The organism is Pantoea sp. FN0307 (assembly GCF_050113815.1).
In the GTDB taxonomy this organism is placed as follows: domain Bacteria; phylum Pseudomonadota; class Gammaproteobacteria; order Enterobacterales; family Enterobacteriaceae; genus Mixta; species Mixta alhagi.
Genome location: NZ_JBNJSO010000003.1, coordinates 288,267 through 310,755, shown reverse-complemented (window position 1 = coordinate 310,755; position 22,489 = coordinate 288,267). Strand labels below are relative to the sequence as shown.

The 22,489-nt window shown below is 52.5% G+C and carries 20 protein-coding genes and 1 pseudogene; 8 read left to right on the top strand and 13 right to left on the bottom strand.

The window, feature by feature from the left end; translation table 11 throughout:
* Positions 1-2: 2 nt before the first annotated feature.
* The 5 genes from pqqB to ACQE3Z_RS11885 all read right to left on the bottom strand — a co-directional run bounded on the left by pqqB (position 3) and on the right by ACQE3Z_RS11885 (position 6,113).
* A complete protein-coding gene (pqqB, locus tag ACQE3Z_RS11905) occupies positions 3-914 on the bottom strand; it encodes a pyrroloquinoline quinone biosynthesis protein PqqB (protein ID WP_250651450.1) in 912 nt (303 codons plus the stop codon).
* Positions 915-967: 53 nt separating this feature from the next.
* Positions 968-1,045, bottom strand: coding sequence for a pyrroloquinoline quinone precursor peptide PqqA (gene pqqA, locus ACQE3Z_RS11900; RefSeq protein WP_071883753.1), 78 nt, complete (start codon positions 1,043-1,045; stop codon positions 968-970).
* Between the two features lie 130 nt (positions 1,046-1,175).
* The gene (locus ACQE3Z_RS11895) at positions 1,176-2,216 is read right to left on the bottom strand and encodes a dipeptidase (protein ID WP_426973969.1); all 1,041 of its coding nucleotides are present in this window, start codon (positions 2,214-2,216) and stop codon (positions 1,176-1,178) included.
* Positions 2,213-3,211, bottom strand: coding sequence for an alpha/beta fold hydrolase (locus ACQE3Z_RS11890; protein ID WP_426973968.1), 999 nt, complete (start codon positions 3,209-3,211; stop codon positions 2,213-2,215). Before ACQE3Z_RS11890 ends, ACQE3Z_RS11895 begins: the two co-directional genes overlap by 4 nt.
* 127 nt (positions 3,212-3,338) lie before the next feature.
* Complete coding sequence (locus ACQE3Z_RS11885; protein ID WP_426973967.1) at positions 3,339-6,113, bottom strand: autotransporter outer membrane beta-barrel domain-containing protein; 2,775 nt, start codon at positions 6,111-6,113, stop codon at positions 3,339-3,341.
* 568 nt (positions 6,114-6,681) lie between these two features.
* Here ACQE3Z_RS11885 and ACQE3Z_RS11880 point away from each other — a divergent pair.
* Entirely contained in the window at positions 6,682-7,179 is a 498-nt protein-coding gene (locus ACQE3Z_RS11880) for a CinA family protein (RefSeq protein ID WP_426973966.1), read from the top strand.
* A 52-nt stretch (positions 7,180-7,231) separates the two neighbouring features.
* On the opposite strand, the gene ACQE3Z_RS11875 is transcribed toward ACQE3Z_RS11880, so the two are convergent.
* Both ACQE3Z_RS11875 and ACQE3Z_RS11870 read right to left on the bottom strand, forming a co-directional pair.
* Positions 7,232-8,425: a zinc-dependent alcohol dehydrogenase gene (locus ACQE3Z_RS11875; protein WP_250651445.1), complete on the bottom strand. Its 1,194-nt coding sequence runs from the start codon at positions 8,423-8,425 to the stop codon at positions 7,232-7,234.
* A gap of 382 nt (positions 8,426-8,807) precedes the next feature.
* Positions 8,808-9,419 carry a helix-turn-helix transcriptional regulator gene (locus tag ACQE3Z_RS11870; RefSeq protein WP_426973965.1) on the bottom strand — a complete coding sequence of 204 codons (612 nt, stop codon included), beginning with the start codon at positions 9,417-9,419 and terminating at the stop codon, positions 8,808-8,810.
* A gap of 683 nt (positions 9,420-10,102) precedes the next feature.
* On the opposite strand from ACQE3Z_RS11870, the gene ACQE3Z_RS11865 reads away from it, so the two are divergent.
* The 3 genes from ACQE3Z_RS11865 to ACQE3Z_RS11855 all read left to right on the top strand — a co-directional run bounded on the left by ACQE3Z_RS11865 (position 10,103) and on the right by ACQE3Z_RS11855 (position 11,894).
* Positions 10,103-10,849 carry a winged helix-turn-helix domain-containing protein gene (locus ACQE3Z_RS11865; protein ID WP_426973964.1) on the top strand — a complete coding sequence of 249 codons (747 nt, stop codon included), beginning with the start codon at positions 10,103-10,105 and terminating at the stop codon, positions 10,847-10,849.
* On the top strand, positions 10,846-11,310 hold the full coding sequence (locus ACQE3Z_RS11860) for a hypothetical protein (protein ID WP_426973963.1): 465 nt from the start codon (positions 10,846-10,848) through the stop codon (positions 11,308-11,310). Before ACQE3Z_RS11865 ends, ACQE3Z_RS11860 begins: the two co-directional genes overlap by 4 nt.
* A 419-nt stretch (positions 11,311-11,729) precedes the next feature.
* Complete coding sequence (locus ACQE3Z_RS11855) at positions 11,730-11,894, top strand: YnfU family zinc-binding protein (protein WP_426973962.1); 165 nt, start codon at positions 11,730-11,732, stop codon at positions 11,892-11,894.
* A 159-nt stretch (positions 11,895-12,053) separates the two neighbouring features.
* On the opposite strand, the gene ACQE3Z_RS11850 is transcribed toward ACQE3Z_RS11855, so the two are convergent.
* Positions 12,054-13,238: an NAD(P)/FAD-dependent oxidoreductase gene (locus ACQE3Z_RS11850; protein WP_426973961.1), complete on the bottom strand. Its 1,185-nt coding sequence runs from the start codon at positions 13,236-13,238 to the stop codon at positions 12,054-12,056.
* 241 nt (positions 13,239-13,479) lie between these two features.
* Here ACQE3Z_RS11850 and pitA point away from each other — a divergent pair, with 241 nt between their 5' ends.
* Entirely contained in the window at positions 13,480-14,979 is a 1,500-nt protein-coding gene (gene pitA / locus ACQE3Z_RS11845; protein WP_426974077.1) for an inorganic phosphate transporter PitA, read from the top strand.
* Between the two features lie 47 nt (positions 14,980-15,026).
* On the opposite strand, the gene uspB is transcribed toward pitA, so the two are convergent.
* On the bottom strand, positions 15,027-15,362 hold the full coding sequence (gene uspB / locus ACQE3Z_RS11840; RefSeq protein ID WP_085068755.1) for a universal stress protein UspB: 336 nt from the start codon (positions 15,360-15,362) through the stop codon (positions 15,027-15,029).
* Positions 15,363-15,678: 316 nt separating this feature from the next.
* Here uspB and uspA point away from each other — a divergent pair, with 316 nt between their 5' ends.
* The gene (gene uspA / locus ACQE3Z_RS11835; protein ID WP_426973960.1) at positions 15,679-16,116 is read left to right on the top strand and encodes a universal stress protein UspA; all 438 of its coding nucleotides are present in this window, start codon (positions 15,679-15,681) and stop codon (positions 16,114-16,116) included.
* Between the two features lie 323 nt (positions 16,117-16,439).
* Here the strand turns inward: uspA and rsmJ are convergent, their stop codons facing one another.
* Together rsmJ and prlC are read right to left on the bottom strand one after the other, a co-directional pair.
* Complete coding sequence (rsmJ, locus tag ACQE3Z_RS11830; protein WP_426973959.1) at positions 16,440-17,192, bottom strand: 16S rRNA (guanine(1516)-N(2))-methyltransferase RsmJ; 753 nt, start codon at positions 17,190-17,192, stop codon at positions 16,440-16,442.
* Positions 17,193-17,200: 8 nt separating this feature from the next.
* Positions 17,201-19,243 (bottom strand): oligopeptidase A, encoded by a 2,043-nt coding sequence (gene prlC, locus ACQE3Z_RS11825; protein ID WP_426973958.1) that lies wholly within the window; start codon positions 19,241-19,243, stop codon positions 17,201-17,203.
* A 174-nt stretch (positions 19,244-19,417) separates the two neighbouring features.
* On the opposite strand from prlC, the gene ACQE3Z_RS11820 reads away from it, so the two are divergent.
* Both ACQE3Z_RS11820 and ACQE3Z_RS11815 read left to right on the top strand, forming a co-directional pair.
* Positions 19,418-20,233: a CPBP family intramembrane glutamic endopeptidase gene (locus tag ACQE3Z_RS11820; protein ID WP_426973957.1), complete on the top strand. Its 816-nt coding sequence runs from the start codon at positions 19,418-19,420 to the stop codon at positions 20,231-20,233.
* Between the two features lie 102 nt (positions 20,234-20,335).
* Positions 20,336-21,178 carry a 23S rRNA (adenine(2030)-N(6))-methyltransferase RlmJ gene (locus ACQE3Z_RS11815; protein ID WP_250651435.1) on the top strand — a complete coding sequence of 281 codons (843 nt, stop codon included), beginning with the start codon at positions 20,336-20,338 and terminating at the stop codon, positions 21,176-21,178.
* Positions 21,179-21,275: 97 nt separating this feature from the next.
* Here ACQE3Z_RS11815 and rnz read toward each other — a convergent pair whose 3' ends face one another.
* Entirely contained in the window at positions 21,276-22,187 is a 912-nt protein-coding gene (rnz, locus tag ACQE3Z_RS11810; RefSeq protein WP_426973956.1) for a ribonuclease Z, read from the bottom strand.
* A 4-nt stretch (positions 22,188-22,191) separates the two neighbouring features.
* Positions 22,192-22,362: pseudogene (locus ACQE3Z_RS11805) on the bottom strand (sigma 54-dependent transcriptional regulator); the annotation flags it as partial.
* Between the last annotated feature and the right edge of the window lie 127 nt (positions 22,363-22,489).

Below are 22,489 nucleotides of genomic sequence, written 5' to 3'. Positions count from 1 at the left end.
GGTTATACCTCGATTAACATGCCATCCCAGCTCACTTCGATGCCCTGCTGCGTCAGGCTTTGGCGCTCGGCGGACTCTTCATCCAGGATGGGGTTGGTGTTGTTAATATGAATCAGAATTTTGCGTTCTGCCGGCAGTGACGCCAGCAGCGCAGCCAGCCCCTGCTCTTCTGAGAGCGCCAGATGGCCCATATCTTTACCGGTGTTTTTGCCGACGCCGGTGGCCGCCAGTTCGTTATCACGCCACAGCGTGCCGTCAATCAGCAGGCAATCCGCCTTTTGCAGCCATGGCATCAACGCATCATCAGGCTCGCCCAGCCCCGGCGCGTACAGCAGGCTTTTACCGCTGCTGCCGTCTTCAATAAACAGCGCCACGTTGTGGCCCGGCAATGGCCGATCGCGCCAGGGCGAGTAAGGCGGCGCATTGCTTAACAGCGGAATGGCGGTAAAGCGCAGGCTTTGGCACACGCTGACGCTAAAGGTCTGCTCCGGCACGATGGCGTGATGAATCAGGCCGCCGTTCCAGTGGGAAAGCATGGTGAATACCGGAAAGCCGGTAGTGAGATCCTGATGGACCTCCTCCGTACACCAGACATGATGCGGACAGCCTTCACGCAAATTGAGTAAGCCCGCGCTATGATCGATTTGGCTGTCGGTAAGAATAATGGCGCCAATACCGGTGCCGCGCAGCACGTCGGGATTATTCAATTCGGGCGAAGCCAGCAGCTGATGGCAAATATCGGGAGAGACATTGCACAGCACCCAATCTTTTCCGTTATCGCTAATAGCGATAGAGGATTGCGTACGCCGCGAGGTTTTCATCGTGCCGTTACGCACGCCCTGGCAGTTTTTACAGTTACAGTTCCATTGCGGGAACCCTCCGCCAGCTGCGGAGCCAAGAACTTTGATCTGCATGTGATAACCGGGAAAGGAAAGAAACAGGCCCGCGACTGGCGCGGGCACAGGGATTAACGGTTGGAAATGTACAGAGTAACTTCCAGACCCAGACGTAAATCTTCAAATGCAGGTTTGATCCATGCAGACATAACTTTTCTCCTCTTAGCGTTAAAAATGACGGATTGTCACCATTAATTGCGGCAGGCAATCCGTGAGTTGTCAAATATGAAAATTTGGCAGCGCAGATGTTGCTCTAATGTGACCTGAATCGCAACTTTTCTATTGACCCCACGTGCGCTTTAACACGTGTAGCCAGTTACGCCAGGCCAGCTTCTCTTGCAGTTGCGCATCAATGCCGGCAGCGGCTAACGCCTCAAAAAGCCGGGGCATACCGCTCACATCGCCCAACGGCTCCGGCACGCTAATGCCATCAAAATCCGAGCCGAAGCCAACGCGATCTTCACCTAACTTATCAAGCAGAAAACACAAATGTTTAACAATTTCGTTAAGTGAAGTCTCAGCGTTGCGCGCGCCATCGGCGCGCAAAAAGGCGTTGCCAAAGTTTACGCCGACAAAGCCATCGCTGGCAGCGATAGCTTCCAGTTGCGCATTGGTCAGGTTGCGCGGCTGGGCGCAAAGCGCATGCGCATTGGAATGCGTGGCTACCAGCGGCGCATCGCTCAGCTCGGCGGTTTGCCAAAAGGTTTTCTCGTTCATATGAGAAAGGTCGATCAGCAGCCGCCGCTGATTGCAGGCGCGGATCAGCGCCTTGCCCGCCGCCGTCATTCCCTCGCCGGTATCGGGCGAACCGGGAAAAGCGCCGTTCACACCAACACCGAAGCGATTAGGCAGATTCCAGAAAGGCCCAATGCTACGCAGGCCGAGTTGGTAAAAGCGATCCAGCAGCGTCAGCTCCTCATCCAGCATCTCTGCGCCTTCGATATGCATCACCAGCGCCAGCACATCCTGCTGCAGGCACTGTTCAATATCGGCGGCCGTCACACAGAGCCGCGCCCGTCCAGCAGAGGCCTCCGCCAGCTGACGCAGAATGGCGATTTGCGCCTCGGCAATCGCCAGCGCGTCGTGCTGCGCCTGCACCAGGCTCACTTCCTGGCCGCGCTCTCCCGCCAGCCAGGCGACCGGCGGCACAAAGACCGCAAACAGCCCGCCAGCAAAGCCGCCCTGCCGCATACGTGGAAAATCGAGATGGCCCTGCTCCCGACCGGCGAAAAAAGCCTGCGCCGGATTATCGGCATGATTTACCCACAGGCGCAGCAACAAATCGTTGTGGCCATCAAAAAATTTTCCCGCAGTGATCATTTTAACGTTGCTAAATCCTCGATCAGCGCCTGGTGAAATTTCTCCGGCGCTTCCATTTGTGGCGCGTGTCCCATGCCGTCAAACTCTACCAGGCGGGCATGAGGAATGCGTTTTGCCGCCTCTTTGCCCAGCACCTCGTAGTGACCCAGCTGCGCCTTCACCTCCGGCGTGGCAATATCGCTGCCGATGGCGGTGGTATCGGCAGTACCGATAAACAGGGTGGTGGGAACACGCAGATCCGGCAATTCATAATAAACCGGCTGGGTATAGATCATGTCGTAGATCAGCGCAGAGTTCCAGGCGACTTTTTTATGCCCCGGCCCGCTGTTCAACCCGGCCAGCATATCAACCCATTTGTCATACTCCGGCTTCCACTGACCAGAGTAGTAGGTTTGCTGCTCATACTTTTTGATGCCTTCCGCCGACAGTTTCAGCTCGCGCTGATACCAGTCATCCACCGATCGCCAGGGCGCGCCCTTTGCTTTCCAGTCTTCAAGGCCGATAGGATTCACCATCACCAGCTTTTCGGTCTGCTGTGGATACATCAGCGCGTAACGCGTCGCCAGCATGCCGCCGGTAGAGTGGCCGATAACGATCGCTTTCTTCACGCCGAGATGCTGTAGTAGCTGATGGGTATTGTTAGCCAGTTGCTGGAAGCTGTACTGATAGTTAGCTGGTTTGGTCGAGGTACAAAAACCGATCTGATCCGGGGCGATAACCCGATAGCCTTGCTGGCTCAGCGCGCGCAGCGTGCTTTCCCAGGTGGCACCGCAAAAGTTTTTGCCGTGCATCAGCACCACAACGTGACCGTTGGCATTGCCGACCGGCTTAACATCCATATATCCCATGCTGAGCGACTGCTGCTGGGAAGAAAAAGTGAAGTGCTGTAGCGGATAAGGCATCGGAAAGCCTTCCAACTGCTCGCCGTAAGAAGCCGCAGCGGCGTTGCCCGCCGCCAGCATCAGCCCCAGGGCCAAGGACGTTAGCTTATTCATTATTTTGCTCCTGTGTAATGTGACCGCCGAAGCGGTAAAAAAACAACCAGTACGGCAAAAATATAAGCGCAATCAGGCCAGTCTGGAGCATGACTTAAGTAAAAGCAGGTAAAGGCAACTGCTCACTTTAGAAACTAAAGCGATAACCGGCGTTAAACTGTCGCTGATTAAACTGGCTTCCGGTGGAACTGTCCCCCTCCAGATAGAACACGTGCTGGCTGGCAATCTGCGCGCTAACGCCAAGGCCATTATTCCACGCGTTGCCTTTAAAGCTGTGCCATTCCGGCGAACCGTTGAGGCGATAATGAGTTTCACCTTTAAACTCACGCACAATGCCGCTTTTCAGGTAGAGATTGAGCTGTAAGCCATCCTGCTGCACACGATAGCCGAGCAGTGCGCTGGCGCGGCCCAGCAGAGAGTGATAGCCATCGAGGTCGATATGCAGACCGTTGGAGGCGACGAGACGATCATCTTGTTGACGGCTCCAGCTTAGTTGCAGCTGCGGTTCAAGGTAAAAACCCTGCGGTGCTGAGAAGAGCTCGATGCGTTTGCCGCCCTCCAGCGATGCGCTGTAACTATCCGTTGCGCCATAACCAGAGACCGTTGCCCCCTGAGAGTCTCTGACGTTAAAGCTGTTTTTCAGCCGCCCATATTTCACCATGCCATCCAGCCACAGGCCGTTATCCGCCAGCGCAGTGAGATAGATCCCGGCATGTTGCGATCGTTGATCGCCTCTGCCGGAAGCGTAATGGGCATTGCCGTGGGTGACGCCCATAAAGGCACCAAGAATGACCGGCGTTTCAGGCGTAATCTGTTTATCAATACCAAATTGCATGCCGGAGTAACTCAGGCGAAAACCGCTGAGTTTGCCGCTGCCAAAATCATCAAAGCGCCCGCCGATGCCACGGATCCAGCCGTTGCCCATATCTTTCTTTTGCCGCAGCTCGCCAAAGCGCTGCATCAACGTCTGCGTCTCGGCATAGTTAATCAAATAGGTAATATTCAGGAAATTAGCCCCTGCATCGGCCGTGCTGGTGAGCTCCGGCTGCTCGGGCGTCGGTACCGGTGCGGGCGCAGGCTCAAGGTTTTCCTCCAGATCCAACGCTGGCTTCGGCGTTACTTCTGGTGCGGGCGCGGGTTCCGGCGGCGCAGGTGCAGGACCTGGCGGCGCGGGGGTAGGTTCTGGTTCTGGTTCTGGCGCGGGCTCTGGTGCAGGTTCTGGCGGCACGGGTGCGGGCTCAGGGATCTCTGCAGTGCCGGTGGCGGACAGCTGCCAGTTCGGTCCTGTTTTTTGCAGCCCAAACAGATAGCCGCCCAGCTCCACTTTTTCCGTGGTGGGCGAAAGCGCAAAGCGTGCCTGACCATCCTGCGTTTTTACCATCGTCAGCACTTCCTGACCCGTGGTGCGCATATCGCCACGATTGAGTATCTGCAAATAGTGCCTGCCTGCGCTGTTGCCGGTTACCACCAGTTGATCGCTGCGCTGCGCAGCGATATCCGTCGTCAGCGCAAAAGTGCCGCTTCCGGCCAGATTGCCTACCGTAAGATGCGATCCCGGCTCGCCGCTCATAAAGTTAACCGTGCTGTTGTCCAGGGTTAAATTATCCACCCTGGCGTTGCCCGGCATATTCCACTGGCTTTGCTCCATTTTAATATTTAAAGAGCCGCCGTTAACCCTGTCGCTGGCAGTTACTCCCGTCAGCAGCGAGCCTGCCGTCATATTCAGATCGATATTACCGCCAGCGGCACTTACGCTGCCGACAATATCGATTAGCCCACTCAGGCTGATACGGCTGGCGCGAGATCCAGGAATATATTCAGTGCCCAGCGCCATATCCAGCGGCGAGGCCATACGAATAACCGTTTTTCCGGTTAAATCAATTTCACTGCCGCTTACGGCGTATGCGCCAATCGTTCCGCTATTGCCGGTAATCGCCAGGTTATCACCCTGTACCTTTCCCCCGCGCAGCGCCCATATGCCTATTGCCAGCCCATTGTCGCTGCGGATATCAATATCGCTCCAGGAGAGATTAACACTGGCTCCTTCAAACTGCGCCGAGACCGCATAAGAGCCGCTGGAAAAAATGTGGTTTCGCTGCGTCTCGCTACCGTTGAAGTTAACCGTTGCCGCCTCGCCACGCGCAACCAGTGCACCGCTGCGCTCGCTGTAAAGCGAGCTGCCTGCCCCGATCGTCGCCACGCCCTGCTCTCTGACTTCCAGCGCGTTGGCGAGATGACTGCCTGCGGTTTTAATCTGCAGTTCATCTGCCGTCAGCGTACCCAGGTTCCAGATCCCCATTGCGTCTTTGCCATGGGTTTCAATCCGGCTGCCGCGACCTAAATCTACCGTTGAGTTGGCCTGAATATTCATGCCGTAAGCGCGATCGCCTGCGGTGGTAATGGTAAGCCGGTTCGCCTTTAAACTGGCTGGCTCGCCGGATGCGCGATTATCCCGACCAAAAATATAGATACCGGTTGCCTCTGCACCGTGCGTCTGAATAAGCGAGTTCTCACCAATATCTATTCGGGTTCCCGCGTCGGAAATATATAATCCGTTGCCTACACCATGCGTAATTACGGTTAGCTCATCTGCTAATAAAGAAGCGTGATTACCCAGATAAACACCATTGGCCATCAGAGCGTTATTATTTACTTCAATACGGCTGCCGCGGCCTAAATTAATCTGCGCATCCTTTGCATCAACCTGAATACCGTAATGGCCATTGACATTAACCTTTAGTTGATTCGCCTGCAGAGTAGAATTATCGCCTTGTAAAAGAATGCCGCCTGCTACCGGCCCATTAACATTAACGCTGACGTTATTGCCTAAATTAATGGTGCTATTTGTTGCGCTAACGGGGTTACAAATACCGCAAAGGCCATTTTCACTACCCGTCACCACTATTTCATTTCCTTCACTTAGCGTCAGGAGACTATCCTTTTCCGCAGTAACCGACGCAAGCAAGGCCGCATCGTATGCCACAGGGGTAAAAGAGAGTAATGACAAAGATAAAGTGCCGCTAAGCGTTACGCTGTGCCGAATAAAATTCACTAAGGGTTTTATTTTAAATAAAGGTGTAATCACTGACTTTTTCCTCTTAAGCCTCGCCTGTTTCCGCTCGCAAAAAAAATATCACCGCTTGTTATTGCGGTAATAACCATGACGCATCAATAAAACAGAAGAAAAAAATTAAAAGGCGCACACAAAAATACCACCGTTATTAAAACCCTAGCATGAATATGAGTTATCTGGTTATTAACCCAAAAGAAATCATATTTATTAGATGATTGCTTACTGGCTGATTAAGAATATTTAAATAAACAATAGCGTTAAAATATTGATTAAGCGTCAGCAATAATAAATGCCCGCTTGCCCCACGAATTTTCTGATTCATGTAAGGAATTTATTTCAAACGAAATAAAGCGCATCTTCTACACTTAATTTATTCAACCGAGTAAGGAGAACGATAATGAACGAACAACTGCGGCAGGCTGCGTCGGAACTGGGAGAGATACTCAAAGGGGCAAAAGTTAAGCTGGCAACGGCAGAATCCTGTACCGGTGGTCTGGTCAGCATGTCGATGTGTTCCGCCAGCAGCAGTGCAGATTATTTCAGCAGCGGTTTCGTGACTTATACCAATGAAGCCAAAATGCGTTTGTTGAAAGTTGACAAGCGGACGCTGGAAAAATTTACCGCCGTTAGTCAGCCGACCGCCAGAGAGATGGCAGCGGGCGCAAAGGCACAATCTGGCGAAGCGGTGAGCCTGTCGGTTACCGGCTATGCCGGACCTGACGATGGCCCGGACGGCACGCCAGCCGGTACGATCTGGTTTGGCTGGGGCTTACCGGATGGGACCATTAAGGCAGAGAGAAAGCAGTTCAGCGGCGACAGCGAATCTGTTATTAACCAGGCGGCGCTTTTCGCTCTTACCCGACTAATGACCCTGTTAAAAGAAGCGAATCAATAAAAAAAGGGTTTCAGCATTCCGGCTGAAACCCATGGGTAGTCTTTGAAAGCGGTTAAACGTGACGTAACGTTTCGGTCAGGCCCGGCACCAGAATAACTTTGCGGCACTCTTCCTGCCGCTTTTCAAAAATCTTATAGGCTTCTTCCGCCCGCTCCAGCGGCATATGGTGCGTAATAATTTCTTCCGGCTTGATTAAGCCCTGCTCAATTAAATTCAGCAGCTCCGGCAGATAGGCCTGAACATGTGTCTGACCCATTTTAAAGGTCAGCCCCTTATCAAACGCATCGCCAAACAGGAAGCCGTGGATAAAGCCTGCGTAGACGCCCGGCACGCTAACGATCCCGCCGCGTCTTACTGCTGCGATACACTGACGCAACGCTTTACCGCTACTGCCTTCCAGCTTCAGGTTAGTCATCACGGTTTCGGTCAGGCTGCCTTTCGCCTCAAATCCTACGGCATCAATCACGGCATCGACGCCACGATGGTTGGTAGTGTTTTCGATAATGTAGGCCGCCGGATCGTCATTGTCATCGAAGTTAATAGGGATCACATCATAGCGATCCCGGGCAAACGCCAGCCGATAGGGGTGATGATCCACCATAAAGATTTTTTCCGCGCCGAGCATACGTGCACAGGCAGCGGTAAGCAGACCAACGGGACCGGCACCGAAAATAGCCAGGCTGCTGCCTTTGGTCACCTGCGCATTTTTCACTGCCTGCCATGCCGTTGGCAAAATATCGGATAAAAACAGCACCTGATCGTCAGCCAGCACCGGCGGCACCTTGAACGGCCCGGTATTTGCTTTCGGTACGCGCACATACTCCGCCTGTCCGCCCGGCACGCCGCCATAAAGAGCGCTAAAACCAAACAGCGCAGCCGGTGAGGTAATCTGTTTTTTATTCAGGATCGCGCCACGTCCGGGATTGGTGGTTTCGCAGGCGGCAAACTCCTGCAGACGGCAGAAGAAGCAGTCGCCGCAGGCAATAACAAAAGGAATAACTACCCGGTCTCCTTTCTGCACCGCCGTTACTGCGGAGCCAGCTTCTACCACTTCGCCCATAAATTCATGGCCAAAAATATCGCCATGGGAAGTGCCCGGGATCTTGCCGCGGTAAAGATGCAGATCGGAACCACAGATGGCCGTCGCCGTTACACGCAAAATAATATCATCCGCAGCTTCAAGGCCGGGATCGGGAACATTATCAACTTTGACACGATGCGGGCCATGATAAGTCAGTGCTTTCATTGCCTTTCTCCATGTTGAAAAGTGAATGAGATGACCATCTCTTGACACAGGAAATATAAAAAAAACCCGCATCAAGCGGGGAGCGCATCTGCGCCAACACCAGGGAATCTATTAGTTAAAAGTTAGTATCTTGTGGCGATTCCGCAAGCAGCGGCGGGCAAAAACGCGAGATTTGTGGATAGTCAGTTGGGCAGAGCAGCCTGACAGCAGCAAAAGAAGATAAGAAATAAAAAAGCGATGCCTGAAAAGGGGCGCAGCATCGCTTTGTTAGCAACAATGTTTTTGCGTGAACATAAACCGTTACTAAATAGCACTAAGGAATTTTAATCTGTTACACCATGGGGTTTAACAGTCAACATGCAACGATAAGAATCTCTGCTGTTTAATACAGTGGTCGGCTAATAAATTGTGGATGCTTTTGCCGGTTAATGTGTTCTGAAACCAACAGTGACTTATAGATAAAATCGGCCATGCAGTGTAGTGAGCGTGCGTTCATTTTTTTCAGGCCAAAGTTCATCATCACCTTGCGTTTATGGGCCGATACGGTCTTCACAGAGATGTTCATTATTCGAGCTATCACGCCAGGGGTGACGCCACGTATCAAATATTGCAGTACTTTGCGCTGCTGGTTAGTGAGTAAAAACTCCATCGGCCTGACGCCAGCCGTGGATTCAGCAAGCTTGTCTAACAGCGCCGCAGCGGTAATTTTACGCGGTATAACGCCCTGGAAAGAATGATGGCTTTCATGCTGCTCTGAGAGATCGTCTGTAATAAAGAAAACTCTTAGCGTCCTTTTATCCAGTGATGCGAACAGATGTCGTAAAGGTTTTCGCTCATTAGTATCAATAATGATAACCAGTTCATTATCTTCTTTTTCAGAAAACGGATTTCGGGAATGATAAAAAAAGTTCCAGGTCTTATGACCCGCCTGATTCAGTAAGGCGCTTATGCCGTTGGCGAAAAAAAAGTTATCAGAACACACAATGACTTTCATAATACTTCAACATCCCTTTTTGAATAATTACGCAACCAATTTATCAGAACCATCACCATTACCAATAAAGCGAGCATTGCGTCATTCCCTGAACATCATGCTTTAAACCAAATGATTCTCGTATTTCAGGAAAGCCATCCTGGCCCTCCGATAACTCAAATGATATTACCGTTACCGTTAGTTGAGGCAATGACAAACACTTTAAATAAGCTTCTCATCAAATTTAAGAAGTTAAGCCATTCCCTTAAGATAAAGGCAACCGCATGATATTACTGCATAAATAATGCAACAAAACTGTGATAGCTGCACTTTATAGCAAAGATTTACGCTTCGCAATGTTCGATTAACTTGAAGCGGGATAAAAAACAAAGCCGTGAAAAAGTATTTTTATTAGTGGTTATTTAAAGATTTTATTTTTCTCATGTAATTTCACATAATACTGCGTACTGGTAACAAAAAAGATGCTGAAATGCTGCGCCACATATATAAGGCAACTTTTGTCATCTTTTCATTAAATAAACATGTAATTTTATGCCGTTGTATGAAATAACGAAACTTCTGAGGCTTTATAAAGGGTTCATTTACTCCAAATATGGATTAAAAGGGCATGCACATTCTTATAAAAGCGTGATAATGTCTTAATCAACAGTAGCACGTAAATGACTAGCAAACAGGATGTGGCTATGGGTCCAGTTTATCTTATTCACGAATCTATTTATTTTTATCCAAAAAACCATAGGCTTGTCTGTCACTCTCAGGGGAAAGAAGATACTTCACTGACCCAGCCAGCAACAAAATGCCTTGAACTATTAATAAAAACTCATGGGCTGGTATCACAAAATGATCTGTATGATTATGCCTGGGGAGAAAACAGTCATAACGTTTCCCCCAATACGCTTTACCAAAACATTTCGCTAATCCGCAGGGCGCTAAAAAATATTATGCCTGGTGCAGATCGATGGATCATTACCGTACCTCGCAAAGGCTTTAGGTTTGATCACAGCATTTCCACCAAATTGCAGAGCACTGAAGAAATATTACCTGCCATTATCGCAGCCCCTACTTTCCGCATAGAGCCGCAAGGCAACGCTGCGCAGTTTAAGACATTAATCCCGGTTTCCTTTTTTTTGCTTTGCTGCAGCCTGCTTTTCTTTGTTAATTCGGTAAACGCTGACTTTAAAAAATTCATGGGAAGTTATGATAAGATAGCTGAATACGGTGCCTGCCAGCTCTATGTTTCTCGCAATGATTTGCCCCTGAAAGAGAAAATAGACAACACGCTAAGTCAATATATCGACTGCAAAGCTTATCCGCATGTTTATATCACCTACGATAGGTTTATTAAACATATCTCATTCTTCTCTTGCCAGAATCCACTTAACGAAGACAGGAGGTCCTGTACATCCTGGTCGTTAGGAAAAGCCATATGAAAAGCAAGATTAAGTTCATTGTGGCGATTTTATTAGTTATTGGCGTAGCTATCACTTACTTCACCGTTAATAACCGTGACCGTCACTTTTCCTGCCTGGTACAGCATCATGTTCAAAACAATGGCATGCGTGCAAATATGCTGATGCGTTTCTTTTTTGATGGTTCTTCTGGTTTCGTTATCATGAACGGCGAATTTATTGATGCTTCAGGCCATCATAAAGTATTAAGCAGAAAGGTTTTGTTTGATTTTACCGTCAATAATAATAACTATTTATTAACCTCAAAAGCCATTATCCCCTCAGCTTTTGATGAAGTTGATAATAAATCGTTAGTCTGGTTACTTGAGCGGTTTTATACCGATATCAAGCAGCCAGCGCAATATAATATTTATAGCGATGGTAAGGGTGGGCATATATTTATGAATGGTGACGTTCCTGTACTACTCTGCACCGGTACCTGAAGGAATCCTCTTAAGCGGCACCAACACTATTTTTCCTTTTCAGGCCCCGCAAATGCGCCTTATTACGGGGCCTGCTTTTTAGCTTCTTCAGTATGTCAGACCTGATAAATCAAATAAGGCTTTATCTTGTAAAGATCGCGTTCGCTGGCATTCAGGCTGTGATTAACAGAAGTCTGAAAAGGCAGAACAGAAATATCAGGAAGTGATGAGAGGAGTGTTTTACCCACGATTATAGGTGAGTAAAATTTAACCGCGCCTTTTGAAGCCGCAATCGGGCGGTTAAAAATTAAACAATAACGAAATCAACATATTGAAATTTAATTATTTTAATAATGGCTGCGTTAGTTTTTTTGCGCGTTGGGTAAATCACCTGATACGGCAGGATATGTGTTAAGGTTTATAAAACCCTTCGAGGATAAATGATGACGCACTTTCAATGGCTTTTGAATCTCATCAAAAGGCGGGAATCCGGCGTGCAATGTCCAGTCTGCAAGCGTTTCTCCAACCAGACCGCGCTAAAAAGATCGGTAGGCCACACTATGCTCTGTCCACACTGCAAATCACTTTTTGCGGGTAAGCGTTAAGCGATACAGTAACAAAGCAGGTCATTTTGCATGGCCCTAACGAAATAAAATTAACGTCTTCCATTGACGTTGATTTTTGCTTATCGCACCGGATTAGCCGCTCTGCCTTTTACTGAGAATGATTTCACCGCTGTTTTTCAAAGACTCAGCAGCGCTATTTTACAGCGCCTGCGCGCAGGCCCAGGCGGAGCTCCAGGCCCACTGGAAGTTATAGCCGCCCAGCCAGCCGGTGACATCCACCACTTCACCGATAAAATAGAGACCGGGCACGTCACGCGCTTCCATGGTTTTCGAAGATAGCTGCGTGGTATCCACGCCGCCCAGCGTGACTTCTGCCGTGCGGTAGCCTTCGGTGCCGTTGGGTTGCACACGCCAGGCATGCAGGTTTTCGGTAAGCTCGCGTTGCTGCTTAGCGTTAAGCTGCTTTAGCGTCACCTCCGGTACAACGCCCAAGATCTGCAATACCTCCACCAGCCGCTTTGGCAGCGGCTTCGCCAGCGTATTCTTCAGGCTCTGATTCGGGCGCGCCTCCCGCTCCTCATTGATAAAAGCGTCGAGATCCTGTTCCGGTGAAAGATCGATGGTGACAAACTCGCCTGGCTGCCAGTAGCTGGAAATTTGCAGCACCGACGGCCCGGAAAGGCCACGATGGGTAAAAAGCATCGCCTCTTTAAAGCGCTTGCCGTTGGCTGCTTCAATCGTGGTGGGTAGCGAAACGCCCGACAACGTCTGTAGTTGTTCCAGTAGCGGCTTATGCAGCGTAAAGGGCACCAGCGCGGCGCGCGTGGGATAAACGCGCAGACCAAACTGCTCTGCCAGCCGATAGCCGAAAGGCGAGGCACCCAGTCCCGGCATTGACAGCCCGCCACTGGCGATAACCAGTTTATCGGCCCGCACTTCCGCCCCGTTGAGCTGGACAGCATAACCCGCCTCATCGCGGTTAACCGCCAGCACTTCGCTACGCAGCCGCAACGTTACGTGCCCTTTCTCACATTCCGCCATCAGCAGATCTACAATTTGTTGTGCCGAGTCATCACAAAAGAGTTGGCCAAGCGTTTTTTCGTGGTACGCGATACCGTACTGGTTAACCAGCGCAATAAAGTCCCACTGCGTATAGCGCGCCAGCGCCGATTTACAAAAATGGGGATTATGCGAGAGATAGGCCGCCGGTTCGGTATAAAGGTTAGTAAAGTTGCAGCGGCCGCCGCCGGACATCAGGATTTTGCGGCCCGGTTTTTTGCCGTTATCCAGCAGCAGCACACGCAGGCCGCGCTGCCCCACCTGAGCCGCACAAAACAGCCCGGCAGCCCCTGCGCCAATGATGATAACGTCATACTTTTCCACTGCTCACTCCTGCCTACCGGGCAAAGACCGCGATTGTAATAGCTTGCTCTCGTCCAGGCCAGCGTAACCAAAGCGAACTGAAAGTAACATAATATAACTAACGGATTTGTTAGCTTTTTTACTGCCTGATGACGCGCGTTTTACACTTTTATGGCAAAAAAAGTCTAATTTTTCTTTCCCCAGGCGCGGTTTGTCGCTGATAATGCGCCGCGTTCATGTCCCCGAAAATGGCGTAACGCTTATGCTACATCTGTTTGCTGGCCTCGACTTTAATACCGGCCTGTTATTAGTGCTTGCTCTGCTGTTTGTCCTGTTCTACGAAGCCATTAATGGATTCCATGATACGGCTAACGCAGTTGCGACGGTAATCTATACGCGTGCGATGCGTGCGCAGCTGGCCGTAGTGATGGCTGGGGTTTTTAACTTTTTTGGTGTGCTGTTAGGTGGTTTGAGCGTTGCTTATGCCATTGTACATCTGCTTCCTACCGACCTGCTGTTGAATGTCGGTTCGGCGCACGGGTTGGCTATGGTCTTCTCCATGCTGCTCGCCGCTATTATCTGGAACCTGGGAACCTGGTATTTTGGTTTGCCTGCGTCCAGCTCCCATACGCTTATTGGCGCTATCATCGGTATTGGCCTGACCAACGCCCTGATCACCGGCACTTCCGTGGTGGATGCGCTCAATATCCCGAAAATGATCAATATTTTTGCTTCGCTGATCCTGTCGCCAATTATTGGCCTGGTGGTAGCGGGCGGGTTGATCTTCCTGCTGCGCCGCTACTGGAGCAATACCAAAAAGCGTCGTCGTATTCATATGACGCCCGCCGATCGTGAAAAGGAAGACGGCAAGAAAAAGCCGCCGTTCTGGACGCGTATCGCGCTGATTATTTCCGCTATCGGCGTCAGCTATTCTCACGGCGCGAATGACGGACAGAAAGGCATCGGCCTGATTATGTTGGTGCTGATTGGCGTTGCCCCTGCAGGCTTCGTGATTAACATGAACGCCTCTGGCTATGATATTACGCGCACCCGCGACGCGGTAAACCATCTGGAGCAGTATTACAGCCAGCATGGCGATGCGCTGCAGCACGTGGTTGAGCTGACGCCGCCTGCACTGCCGACGCCGGAAGAAGTGCCGAACGGGCCGAAAGAGTTTCACTGCGATAGCTCACGGGCGCTGATTGCGATTAACCGTGCGCAGCTGCTGTTGAACAACCTTTCCAGCTACGATGCGCTTAGCGTTGAACAGCGCAGCCATCTGCGTCGCCTGCTGCTCTGTATTTCGGATACTGCTGAAAAAGCGGCCAGGATGCCGGATGTTAAGGCTGAAGATAAACGCTTCCTTGGCAAGCTGAAAGGCGATCTGCTGAATACCGTTGAGTATGCGCCGATCTGGATTATCGTGGCAGTGGCGCTGGCGTTGTCGCTCGGTACCATGTTTGGTTGGCGTCGTGTCGCCACCACCATCGGTGAGAAAATTGGTAAAAAAGGCATGACCTACGCACAGGGCATGTCAGCGCAGGTAACAGCGGCGGTGTCGATTGGCGTTGCCAGCTATACCGGGATGCCGGTCTCCACCACCCATATTCTGTCATCATCCGTGGCAGGCACCATGGTGGTTGATGGCGGCGGCGTTCAGAGCCGTACGATTAAAAGTATCGCTCTGGCGTGGGTGTTTACCCTGCCCATCTCGATTCTGCTTTCGGGCAGTCTCTACTGGATTGCGCTACAGCTGATCTGATGTCTCTGCGGGCCGGTTAATCCGGCCCGCTTCTTTTCTGATGGCGCTTAATGCCAAATCGCTAATCCCACCAGGCTGATGAAAACCAGAGCGCATAACGCGCTGGTCAAGACAAATTGCCCACGTACCCGCTCACAGCGGCGAATAAATTCTTCGTCATGATGATCGAGGTAGTACCGTTTCCAGATATAGCGCACCAGCCTGACTTGCTTACTCGGTTGACCGTGCGCGGTAAAGAAGCCAGCGCCGTCCACATACTGATAGAGCAACGGATCGCACCCGCGCAGCACAATCAATAACGCCCGCAACGAAGAAAAGTAGCGCGCCATATTTACCAAACAAACCACACACAAAGCCCAGAAAAGCGCGACGGTGCTAATCATGTCTCCCCTCCCGGCTTACAACTGCCGAAGCGTATGCAGCGGGGATACGCTGAATACGCCCCACCCTGATTCGCCAACCACCATTGAACCGGTCTGAATTATTCTGAACTGAAGAGCACGGTGTTCTGCACAAGCAGGACCGCTAAGATTTAGTGTAGGAGATGTGTTTAAAATTTTTCCAGCTTCGATTTTCATTAGGGCTGAAAAGCAGGTAAAACACTCCTTGATCCGGCTCGCAAAGCAGGCGTGCTGGCAGCACATTTGTTAACAACTGGCGCTATACTGACGCTATGTGACACATGGAAGGAGTTCCATTATGGCTTATAAACATATTCTGATTGCCGTTGATCTTTCACCGGAAAGTAAGCTGCTGGTTGAAAAAGCGGTTTCTCTGGCGCGCCCTTACGATGCCAAAGTTTCCCTGATTCATGTGGATGTGAATTATTCCGATCTTTATACCGGTTTGATTGACGTTAATCTGGGTGATATGCAGAAGCGTATTTCTGAAGAGACGCATCATGCGCTGACTGAGCTGTCGCAGGGTGCCGGCTATCCGGTTAGCGAAACCCTGAGCGGCAGCGGCGATCTGGCGCAGGTGTTGGTTGAGGCGATTAAAAAATATGATGTGGATTTAGTGGTTTGCGGACATCATCAGGATTTCTGGAGCAAGCTGATGTCTTCTGCTCGCCAGCTAATTAATACTGTGCATATTGATATGCTGATTGTGCCGCTGCGCGATGAGGATGAAGAGTAAGCGTGGTGAAAGCAGTAGGCGTATAAGTTGCCTGGCCGCAAAAAATTGTGCATGCGAGAGTAGCAGGCGTGTAAGTTGTCTGGCTGCAAAAAATTGTGTATACGAAAGCAGTAGGCGTGTAAGTTGTCTGGCCGCAAAAAATCGTGCATGCGTGGGGCGTTCAGGCCGATCGCAAAGACGCAAAACGCGTCATCCCTGACAGCTCGGCCCGCGCCATCCCTGGCGCGGGACGCTTTACTCTTCTGCCTGAACGCCCCACGCTTTGAGTTAAGAGTCTATTTGTTCGATTAAAGGAACAAAACCTTACTACCTTTTTGACCCGTTTAGCCCACTAACGGCGGGTAAATATCAAAGCGATGGCTTTTGGTGGTGACCGCCGACTGGGTTGCCACGCCTGCCAGCGGCGGCGCATAGTCCGGGCGTTTTACCACCACCCGCTTTTTCGCCAGCTGGCGCGCAGGCAGCAGCAAGCCATCCGCATCATTATCCGCGCCCACCAGCGACTGAAACACGCGCATCTCTTTCTTCACCAGCGCGCTTTTCTGGCGATGCGGATACATGGGATCAAGGTAAACCACATCCGGCGCAGGCGTAATGGCCTCCAGCGCCGTCAGGCTTGAGGCATGCAGCAGCGTCAGCCGCTGCTGTAGCCAGCTGCCGATCTCCGCATCCTGATAGCCGCGACGCAATCCATCGTCCAGCAGCGCTGCTACCACCGGATGCCGCTCCAGCATTCGTACCCGACAGCCGATTGCGGCGAGCACAAAGGCATCGCGCCCTAACCCGGCGGTGGCGTCCACCACATCAGGCAGGTAATCCCCTTTGATACCGACCGCTTTGGCTACCGCCTCGCCGCGCCCGCCGCCGAAGCGACGTCGATGCGCCATCGCGCCGCCGACAAAGTCGACCCAGATGCCGCCCAGCTTTGGCTCATCGCGCTTGCGCAGTTCCAGGCGATCCGGCGTCATCACTAATGCCATCACCGCGTGTTCATCCTGCTCCAGCCCCCAGCGAGCGGCTAAAACAGATAAGGCACCGTCTCCGGTGCCTGATTCATCAACTAAAGCAATTTTCACGCCTGGCGTTATCCCTGAATACCGTAATGTTCCAGCATCGCATCAAGCTGCGGCTCACGGCCACGGAAGCGTTTAAACAGCTCCATCGGCTCTTCAGAACCGCCGCGCGTCAGGATATTGTCCAGGAACGACTGACCGGTTTCGCGGTTGAAAATGCCTTCTTCTTCGAAGCGAGAATACGCATCCGCTGCCAGCACATCCGCCCACAGATAGCTGTAGTAGCCTGCTGCGTAGCCGCCAGCAAAGATATGGCTGAAGGCGTGCGGGAAACGGCCCCATGCCGGGCTTGGCACTACCGCTACCTGTTTTTTCACTTCAGCCAGCGTTTCCAGAATCTGTGCGCCCTTAGCCGGATCGAACTCAGTATGCAGGCGGAAATCGAACAGGCCGAACTCCAGCTGACGCAGAATAAACAGCGCCGCCTGATAGTTTTTCGCCGCCAGCATTTTATCTAACAGTTCCTGCGGCAACGGCTCGCCGGTTTCATAGTGACCAGAGATAAACGCCAGCGCTTCCGGCTCCCAGCACCAGTTTTCCATAAACTGACTCGGCAGCTCAACAGCATCCCACGGTACCCCGCTGATGCCGGAAACGCCCGGGACATCCACTCGCGTTAACATATGATGCAGGCCGTGACCGAATTCATGGAACAGCGTGGTGACTTCATCATGCGTGAACAGCGCCGGTTTGCCGTTGACCGGACGATTGAAGTTACAGGTCAGATAGGCGACCGGCTTTTGCAGGCTGCCGTCCGCTTTACGCATCATACCAACGCAGTCATCCATCCAGGCTCCGCCGCGCTTGTTTTCACGCGCATAGAGATCAAGATAGAAGCTGCCGCGCAGCTCGCCGCTTTCATCAAACAGGTCGAAGAAGCGCACATCCGGATGCCAGACATCCACATCTTTACGCTCTTTAGCGCTGATGCCGTAGATGCGTTTTACCACTTCAAACAAGCCGTTAACCGCGCGTTCTTCCGGGAAGTAAGGACGCAGTTGCTCATCGCTGATCGCGTACAGATGCTGTTTCTGCTTCTCGCCGTAATAAGTAATATCCCACGGCTGCAGTTCATCAATACCGTGCTGCTGTTTAGCAAAAGCGCGCAGACGCTCCAGCTCTTTTTCCGCCTGCGGACGCGCGCGCTGCGCCAGATCGTTGAGGAAATCAATGACCTGTGATGGGTTTTGCGCCATTTTGGTCGCCAGCGATTTATGGGCGTAAGAGTCAAAGCCCAGCAGCTGTGCCAGCTCGTGGCGCAGCGCCAGCTCTTCCGCCATAATCGGGCCGTTATCCCATTTACCGGCGTGCGGCCCCTGGTCAGAAGCGCGCGTCGCATAGGCGCGATACATCTCTTCACGCAGCGCCTGGTTATCGCAATAGGTCATCACCGGCAGATAGCTGGGAATATCCAGCGTCAGCAGCCAGCCTTCTTGCCCTTTGGCCTCCGCCTGCGCTTGGGCCGCCGCCAGCGCGCTTTCCGGCATTCCGGCCAGCTCGCTTTCGTCGGTGATCAGTTTGCTCCAGCCCATGGTCGCATCCAGCACGTTGTTGCTGTAAGTGGAGCCAAGCTCCGACAGACGCGCAGCGATTTCACCGTAGCGCTGCTGCTTCTCTTTCGGCAGACCAATACCTGACAGCTCGAAATCACGCAGCGCATTATCCACCGCTTTTTTCTGCTCCAGGCTTAGCGGCGCGTAGTTGTCGCCCTCTTTCAGGTTGCGATACGCCTGATACAGGCCTTCATGCTGACCGACCCAGGTGCTGTATTCAGAGAGCAGCGGCAGCGTCTGTTCATAAGCCTGACGCAGCTCCGGGCTGTTTTTGACTGAGTTAAGGTGACTTACCGGTGAGAAAATACGGCCCAGACGATCGTCCACCTCCGCCAGCGGCTGACACAGGTTTTCCCAGCTGTAGGGCGCTCCCTGAGCCACCACTTTTTCTACCGTTTCGCGGCACGCCGCCAGCGCCTGCTCAACGGCAGGTACGACATGTTCCGGCTGTATGGCAGAGAAAGGGGGAAGAGTAAATGGCGTCAATAATGGATTGGTCATCGCGCAGTCCTTTAAGTTTGATGTGGGCGCGCACGGGCGCAATATGACTAACATGCGGTTAAGCCGCCCGAAAATCAATGGGCGCGCCCGCTGCTTTAGCGTTACTGATCTGAATTAGTCAGTTTGTTATAGTCTCTCTCCCGTTGATTGTTGATACTTAAGGATGAGAACATCATGTGGTATGTACTGGCGGCGGCGCTCCTGGCGCTTCTGTTTTTCCGCCCCGCTGTGAAACCTTTGCTGTTGGTTGCTCTGGCGCTGGCCTTTTGGCAACAAACGCTGCTGTGGCCGGGTCTGCTGCTGCTGGCTGGGCTGGCGTTGACGGCGTTGATACGCAAAAACTTTGCGCACCATTCGCGTCTGATGCCGGTACTGGAGGCGATTCTGGTCGCCGGTGCCGTGGCGCTAACGCTTCATCTTGTGCCCGGCTTCAATAATCCGCCCATCGTCATGAAACAGCAGGCAGGCCCGCTTAGCGCGCCTTTTACATTTTACTACAACCTCGATAAAGCGCTGGTGCCCTTCATTTTGCTGGCCTGTTTGCCTACCCTGGTGCAGGCGCCTGCGTCCGCGCCGCGCTGGCGTTTCGCCTGGCCTGCGCTGATCGCCGCTATTCCGGCTCTGCTGTTACTGGCTACGCTGGCAGGTGGGTTGCGCATTGAACCGCACGCGCCCGCATGGCTTGGCGAATTTATGCTGGCAAACCTGTTTTTCGTGTCGCTGGCGGAGGAAGCGCTGTTCCGCGCCTGGCTGCAGCAGCGACTGAGCCAGTGGATTGGCCGCTGGCCGGGTTTGCTGATTGCCGCGCTGCTGTTTGGCCTGGCGCATATTGCCGGCGGCCCGCTGCTGATTTTCTTCGCCACGCTGGCTGGCGTTGTTTACGGTCTGGCCTGGCAATGGAGCGGCCGGCTATGGGTCGCGACACTGGTGCATTTTGCCTTTAACCTGACGCATCTGCTGCTGTTTACTTACCCCGTACTGCAACGCTAGCCGAGTATTTTTATCGGCGTCCAGCTATACTAGCCACAGTTTCCGCCGGAGCGTCCATGCTCCGGCCTCATTTCATCAGGCATCACCGGATACATTGTTTATATGCTTAGTTACCGTCACAGTTTTCACGCTGGCAACCATGCGGATGTGCTGAAGCACACCGTACAAAGCCTGATCATCACCGCGCTGAAAGAGAAAGAAAAACCGTTTCTTTATCTCGATACGCACGCTGGCGCTGGCCGTTATTTGCTGAGCGGCGAACACGCGGAGCGTACCGGTGAATATCTGGAAGGAATTGCCCGCGTCTGGCAGCAGGACGATCTGCCGGAAGAGCTGGCTCCTTATATCAGCTGCGTAAAAGCGCTTAATCGTGGGCCGGGCCTGCGCTATTACCCTGGCTCGCCGCTGATTGCCCGCCACCTGCTGCGTGAAGATGACAAGCTGGAGCTGACGGAGCTGCATTCCAGCGATTTTCCTCTGCTGCGCAGCGAATTTCAGAAAGACAGTCGCGCCCGCCTGGCCCGTGCCGATGGCTATCAGCAGCTTAAAGCCAAGCTGCCGCCGCCATCGCGCCGTGGTTTGATTCTGATTGACCCGCCTTATGAGATGAAAAGCGATTATCAGGCGGTGGTGAAAGGGATTCAGGAAGGCTACCGTCGCTTCAGTACCGGCGTTTTCGCCCTGTGGTATCCGGTGGTGCTGCGTCAGCAGATCAAGCGCATGGTGCACGATCTGGAAGCGACCGGCATCCGCCGTATTTTGCAGATTGAGCTGGCGGTACGCCCGGACAGCGATCGCTTCGGCATGACCGGATCCGGCATGATCGTGGTTAACCCGCCGTGGAAACTGGAACAGCAAATGCGCGACCTGCTGCCCTGGCTGCACCGCGTGCTGGTACCGGCAGGCACTGGCCACACCAGCGTTAACTGGATCACCCCGGAATAAGCGCAGGGCCAGGTGGTGCCGCTATCAATAGCGCGTTTCGCCTTTTACCATCGGCCTGTCCATCTGGCGCGCGCGTCAGATGGACAAAGCGCTTTCGCTACAGATTAAATACCGCAAAATCGCGCGCCAGCTCGGTGGCGGGGAATATTGCCTGGCACTCCGCCAGTAGCCGGGGCATATCCTCAAAACGATAGCGTGAGCTAAAGTGAGTGGCGATAAAGCGCTTTGCGCCTGCGTCTCTGGCCACGGTTGCTGCCTGCACGGTAGTGGAGTGTCCCCGACCATTGGCTTTTTCCTCCATCGCCGCCTCCAGCGTGGCTTCGTGCACCATTACGTCCACTTCAGCCGCCAGCGCCAGCGCGGTTTCCACCGGCGCGGTATCGCCGAATATCGCCAGCTTTCTTCCCGGCGTGGCGGGGCCAAGGTAATCACGTCCGTTAATTACCCGCCCGTCTTCAAGCGTGACGATCTCACCCTGTTTCAGCTGCTGAAACCAGGGGCCGCGCGGCACATTGTCCGCCTTAAGCCGCTGAGCATCGAGAAAGCCCGGTTTATCATGCTCTTCAATACGATAGCCAAAACAGGGCAGAACATGATTTAACGGATAAGCGGTGACTTTGAATTTGCCATTATCAAATACCTTTCCCGCCTCGATCTCAACGATCTCAAGCGGATAGGTAACAAAGGATCCGCTCAGGCTAAGCGTGGTCTCCACGAAGGTTTTCAGGCCCGCCGGGCCGTACAGCGTCAGCGGCTCGCTGATGCCGCCCATGGAGCGGCTGGTCAGCAGCCCGGGCAGACCGAAAATATGGTCGCCATGCAGGTGGGTAATAAAAATTTTATCCAGCTTGCCTGGCTTAAGCGCGCTGCGCATAAACTGATGCTGCGTCGCTTCGCCGCAGTCAAACAGCCAGTAGTCGCCCCGACGCGATAAGGTCAGGGCAATAGCGGTAACGTTACGCTGCAGGCTTGGCGTTCCGGCACCGGTGCCAAGAAAAGTCAGTTGCATAGGATTAACCTTGTTGATGTTGAATGGCTTCCCAGCTCAGCCCGAAGCGGGCCAGGTATTTACGTAGCCGATCGGCATCGTTCGGCTGCTTCTTTTGCTGGCGCGAAACAGCAAACGGCTTACGTCCCGCTTCTCACAGGCTGGCGGATTGCTGGCAGATCGTCAACACCGTTTCCGCCGATCGTTATTCTGTGCATCCTTTATGCTTATTTATAAATCTTTATTCGCAAGCCTGCCGTTAACCAGAAATGTAACCCTGTTTAAGGCCGCCAGCACATCGCTTCCGTACGCCTGAAACAGCA

What these genes read in the sequence shown, in the direction of transcription:
- pqqB (WP_250651450.1), bottom strand. Translation starts at nt 914, where the DNA reads ATGCAGATCAAAGTTCTTGGCTCCGCAGCTGGCGGAGGGTTCCCGCAA.
- pqqA (WP_071883753.1), bottom strand. Translation starts at nt 1,045, where the DNA reads ATGTCTGCATGGATCAAACCTGCATTTGAAGATTTACGTCTGGGTCTG.
- ACQE3Z_RS11895 (WP_426973969.1), bottom strand. Translation starts at nt 2,216, where the DNA reads ATGATCACTGCGGGAAAATTTTTTGATGGCCACAACGATTTGTTGCTG.
- ACQE3Z_RS11890 (WP_426973968.1), bottom strand. Translation starts at nt 3,211, where the DNA reads ATGAATAAGCTAACGTCCTTGGCCCTGGGGCTGATGCTGGCGGCGGGC.
- ACQE3Z_RS11880 (WP_426973966.1), top strand. Translation starts at nt 6,682, where the DNA reads ATGAACGAACAACTGCGGCAGGCTGCGTCGGAACTGGGAGAGATACTC.
- ACQE3Z_RS11875 (WP_250651445.1), bottom strand. Translation starts at nt 8,425, where the DNA reads ATGAAAGCACTGACTTATCATGGCCCGCATCGTGTCAAAGTTGATAAT.
- ACQE3Z_RS11870 (WP_426973965.1), bottom strand. Translation starts at nt 9,419, where the DNA reads ATGAAAGTCATTGTGTGTTCTGATAACTTTTTTTTCGCCAACGGCATA.
- ACQE3Z_RS11865 (WP_426973964.1), top strand. Translation starts at nt 10,103, where the DNA reads ATGGGTCCAGTTTATCTTATTCACGAATCTATTTATTTTTATCCAAAA.
- ACQE3Z_RS11860 (WP_426973963.1), top strand. Translation starts at nt 10,846, where the DNA reads ATGAAAAGCAAGATTAAGTTCATTGTGGCGATTTTATTAGTTATTGGC.
- ACQE3Z_RS11855 (WP_426973962.1), top strand. Translation starts at nt 11,730, where the DNA reads ATGATGACGCACTTTCAATGGCTTTTGAATCTCATCAAAAGGCGGGAA.
- pitA (WP_426974077.1), top strand. Translation starts at nt 13,480, where the DNA reads ATGCTACATCTGTTTGCTGGCCTCGACTTTAATACCGGCCTGTTATTA.
- uspB (WP_085068755.1), bottom strand. Translation starts at nt 15,362, where the DNA reads ATGATTAGCACCGTCGCGCTTTTCTGGGCTTTGTGTGTGGTTTGTTTG.
- uspA (WP_426973960.1), top strand. Translation starts at nt 15,679, where the DNA reads ATGGCTTATAAACATATTCTGATTGCCGTTGATCTTTCACCGGAAAGT.
- prlC (WP_426973958.1), bottom strand. Translation starts at nt 19,243, where the DNA reads ATGACCAATCCATTATTGACGCCATTTACTCTTCCCCCTTTCTCTGCC.
- ACQE3Z_RS11820 (WP_426973957.1), top strand. Translation starts at nt 19,418, where the DNA reads ATGTGGTATGTACTGGCGGCGGCGCTCCTGGCGCTTCTGTTTTTCCGC.
- ACQE3Z_RS11815 (WP_250651435.1), top strand. Translation starts at nt 20,336, where the DNA reads ATGCTTAGTTACCGTCACAGTTTTCACGCTGGCAACCATGCGGATGTG.
- rnz (WP_426973956.1), bottom strand. Translation starts at nt 22,187, where the DNA reads ATGCAACTGACTTTTCTTGGCACCGGTGCCGGAACGCCAAGCCTGCAG.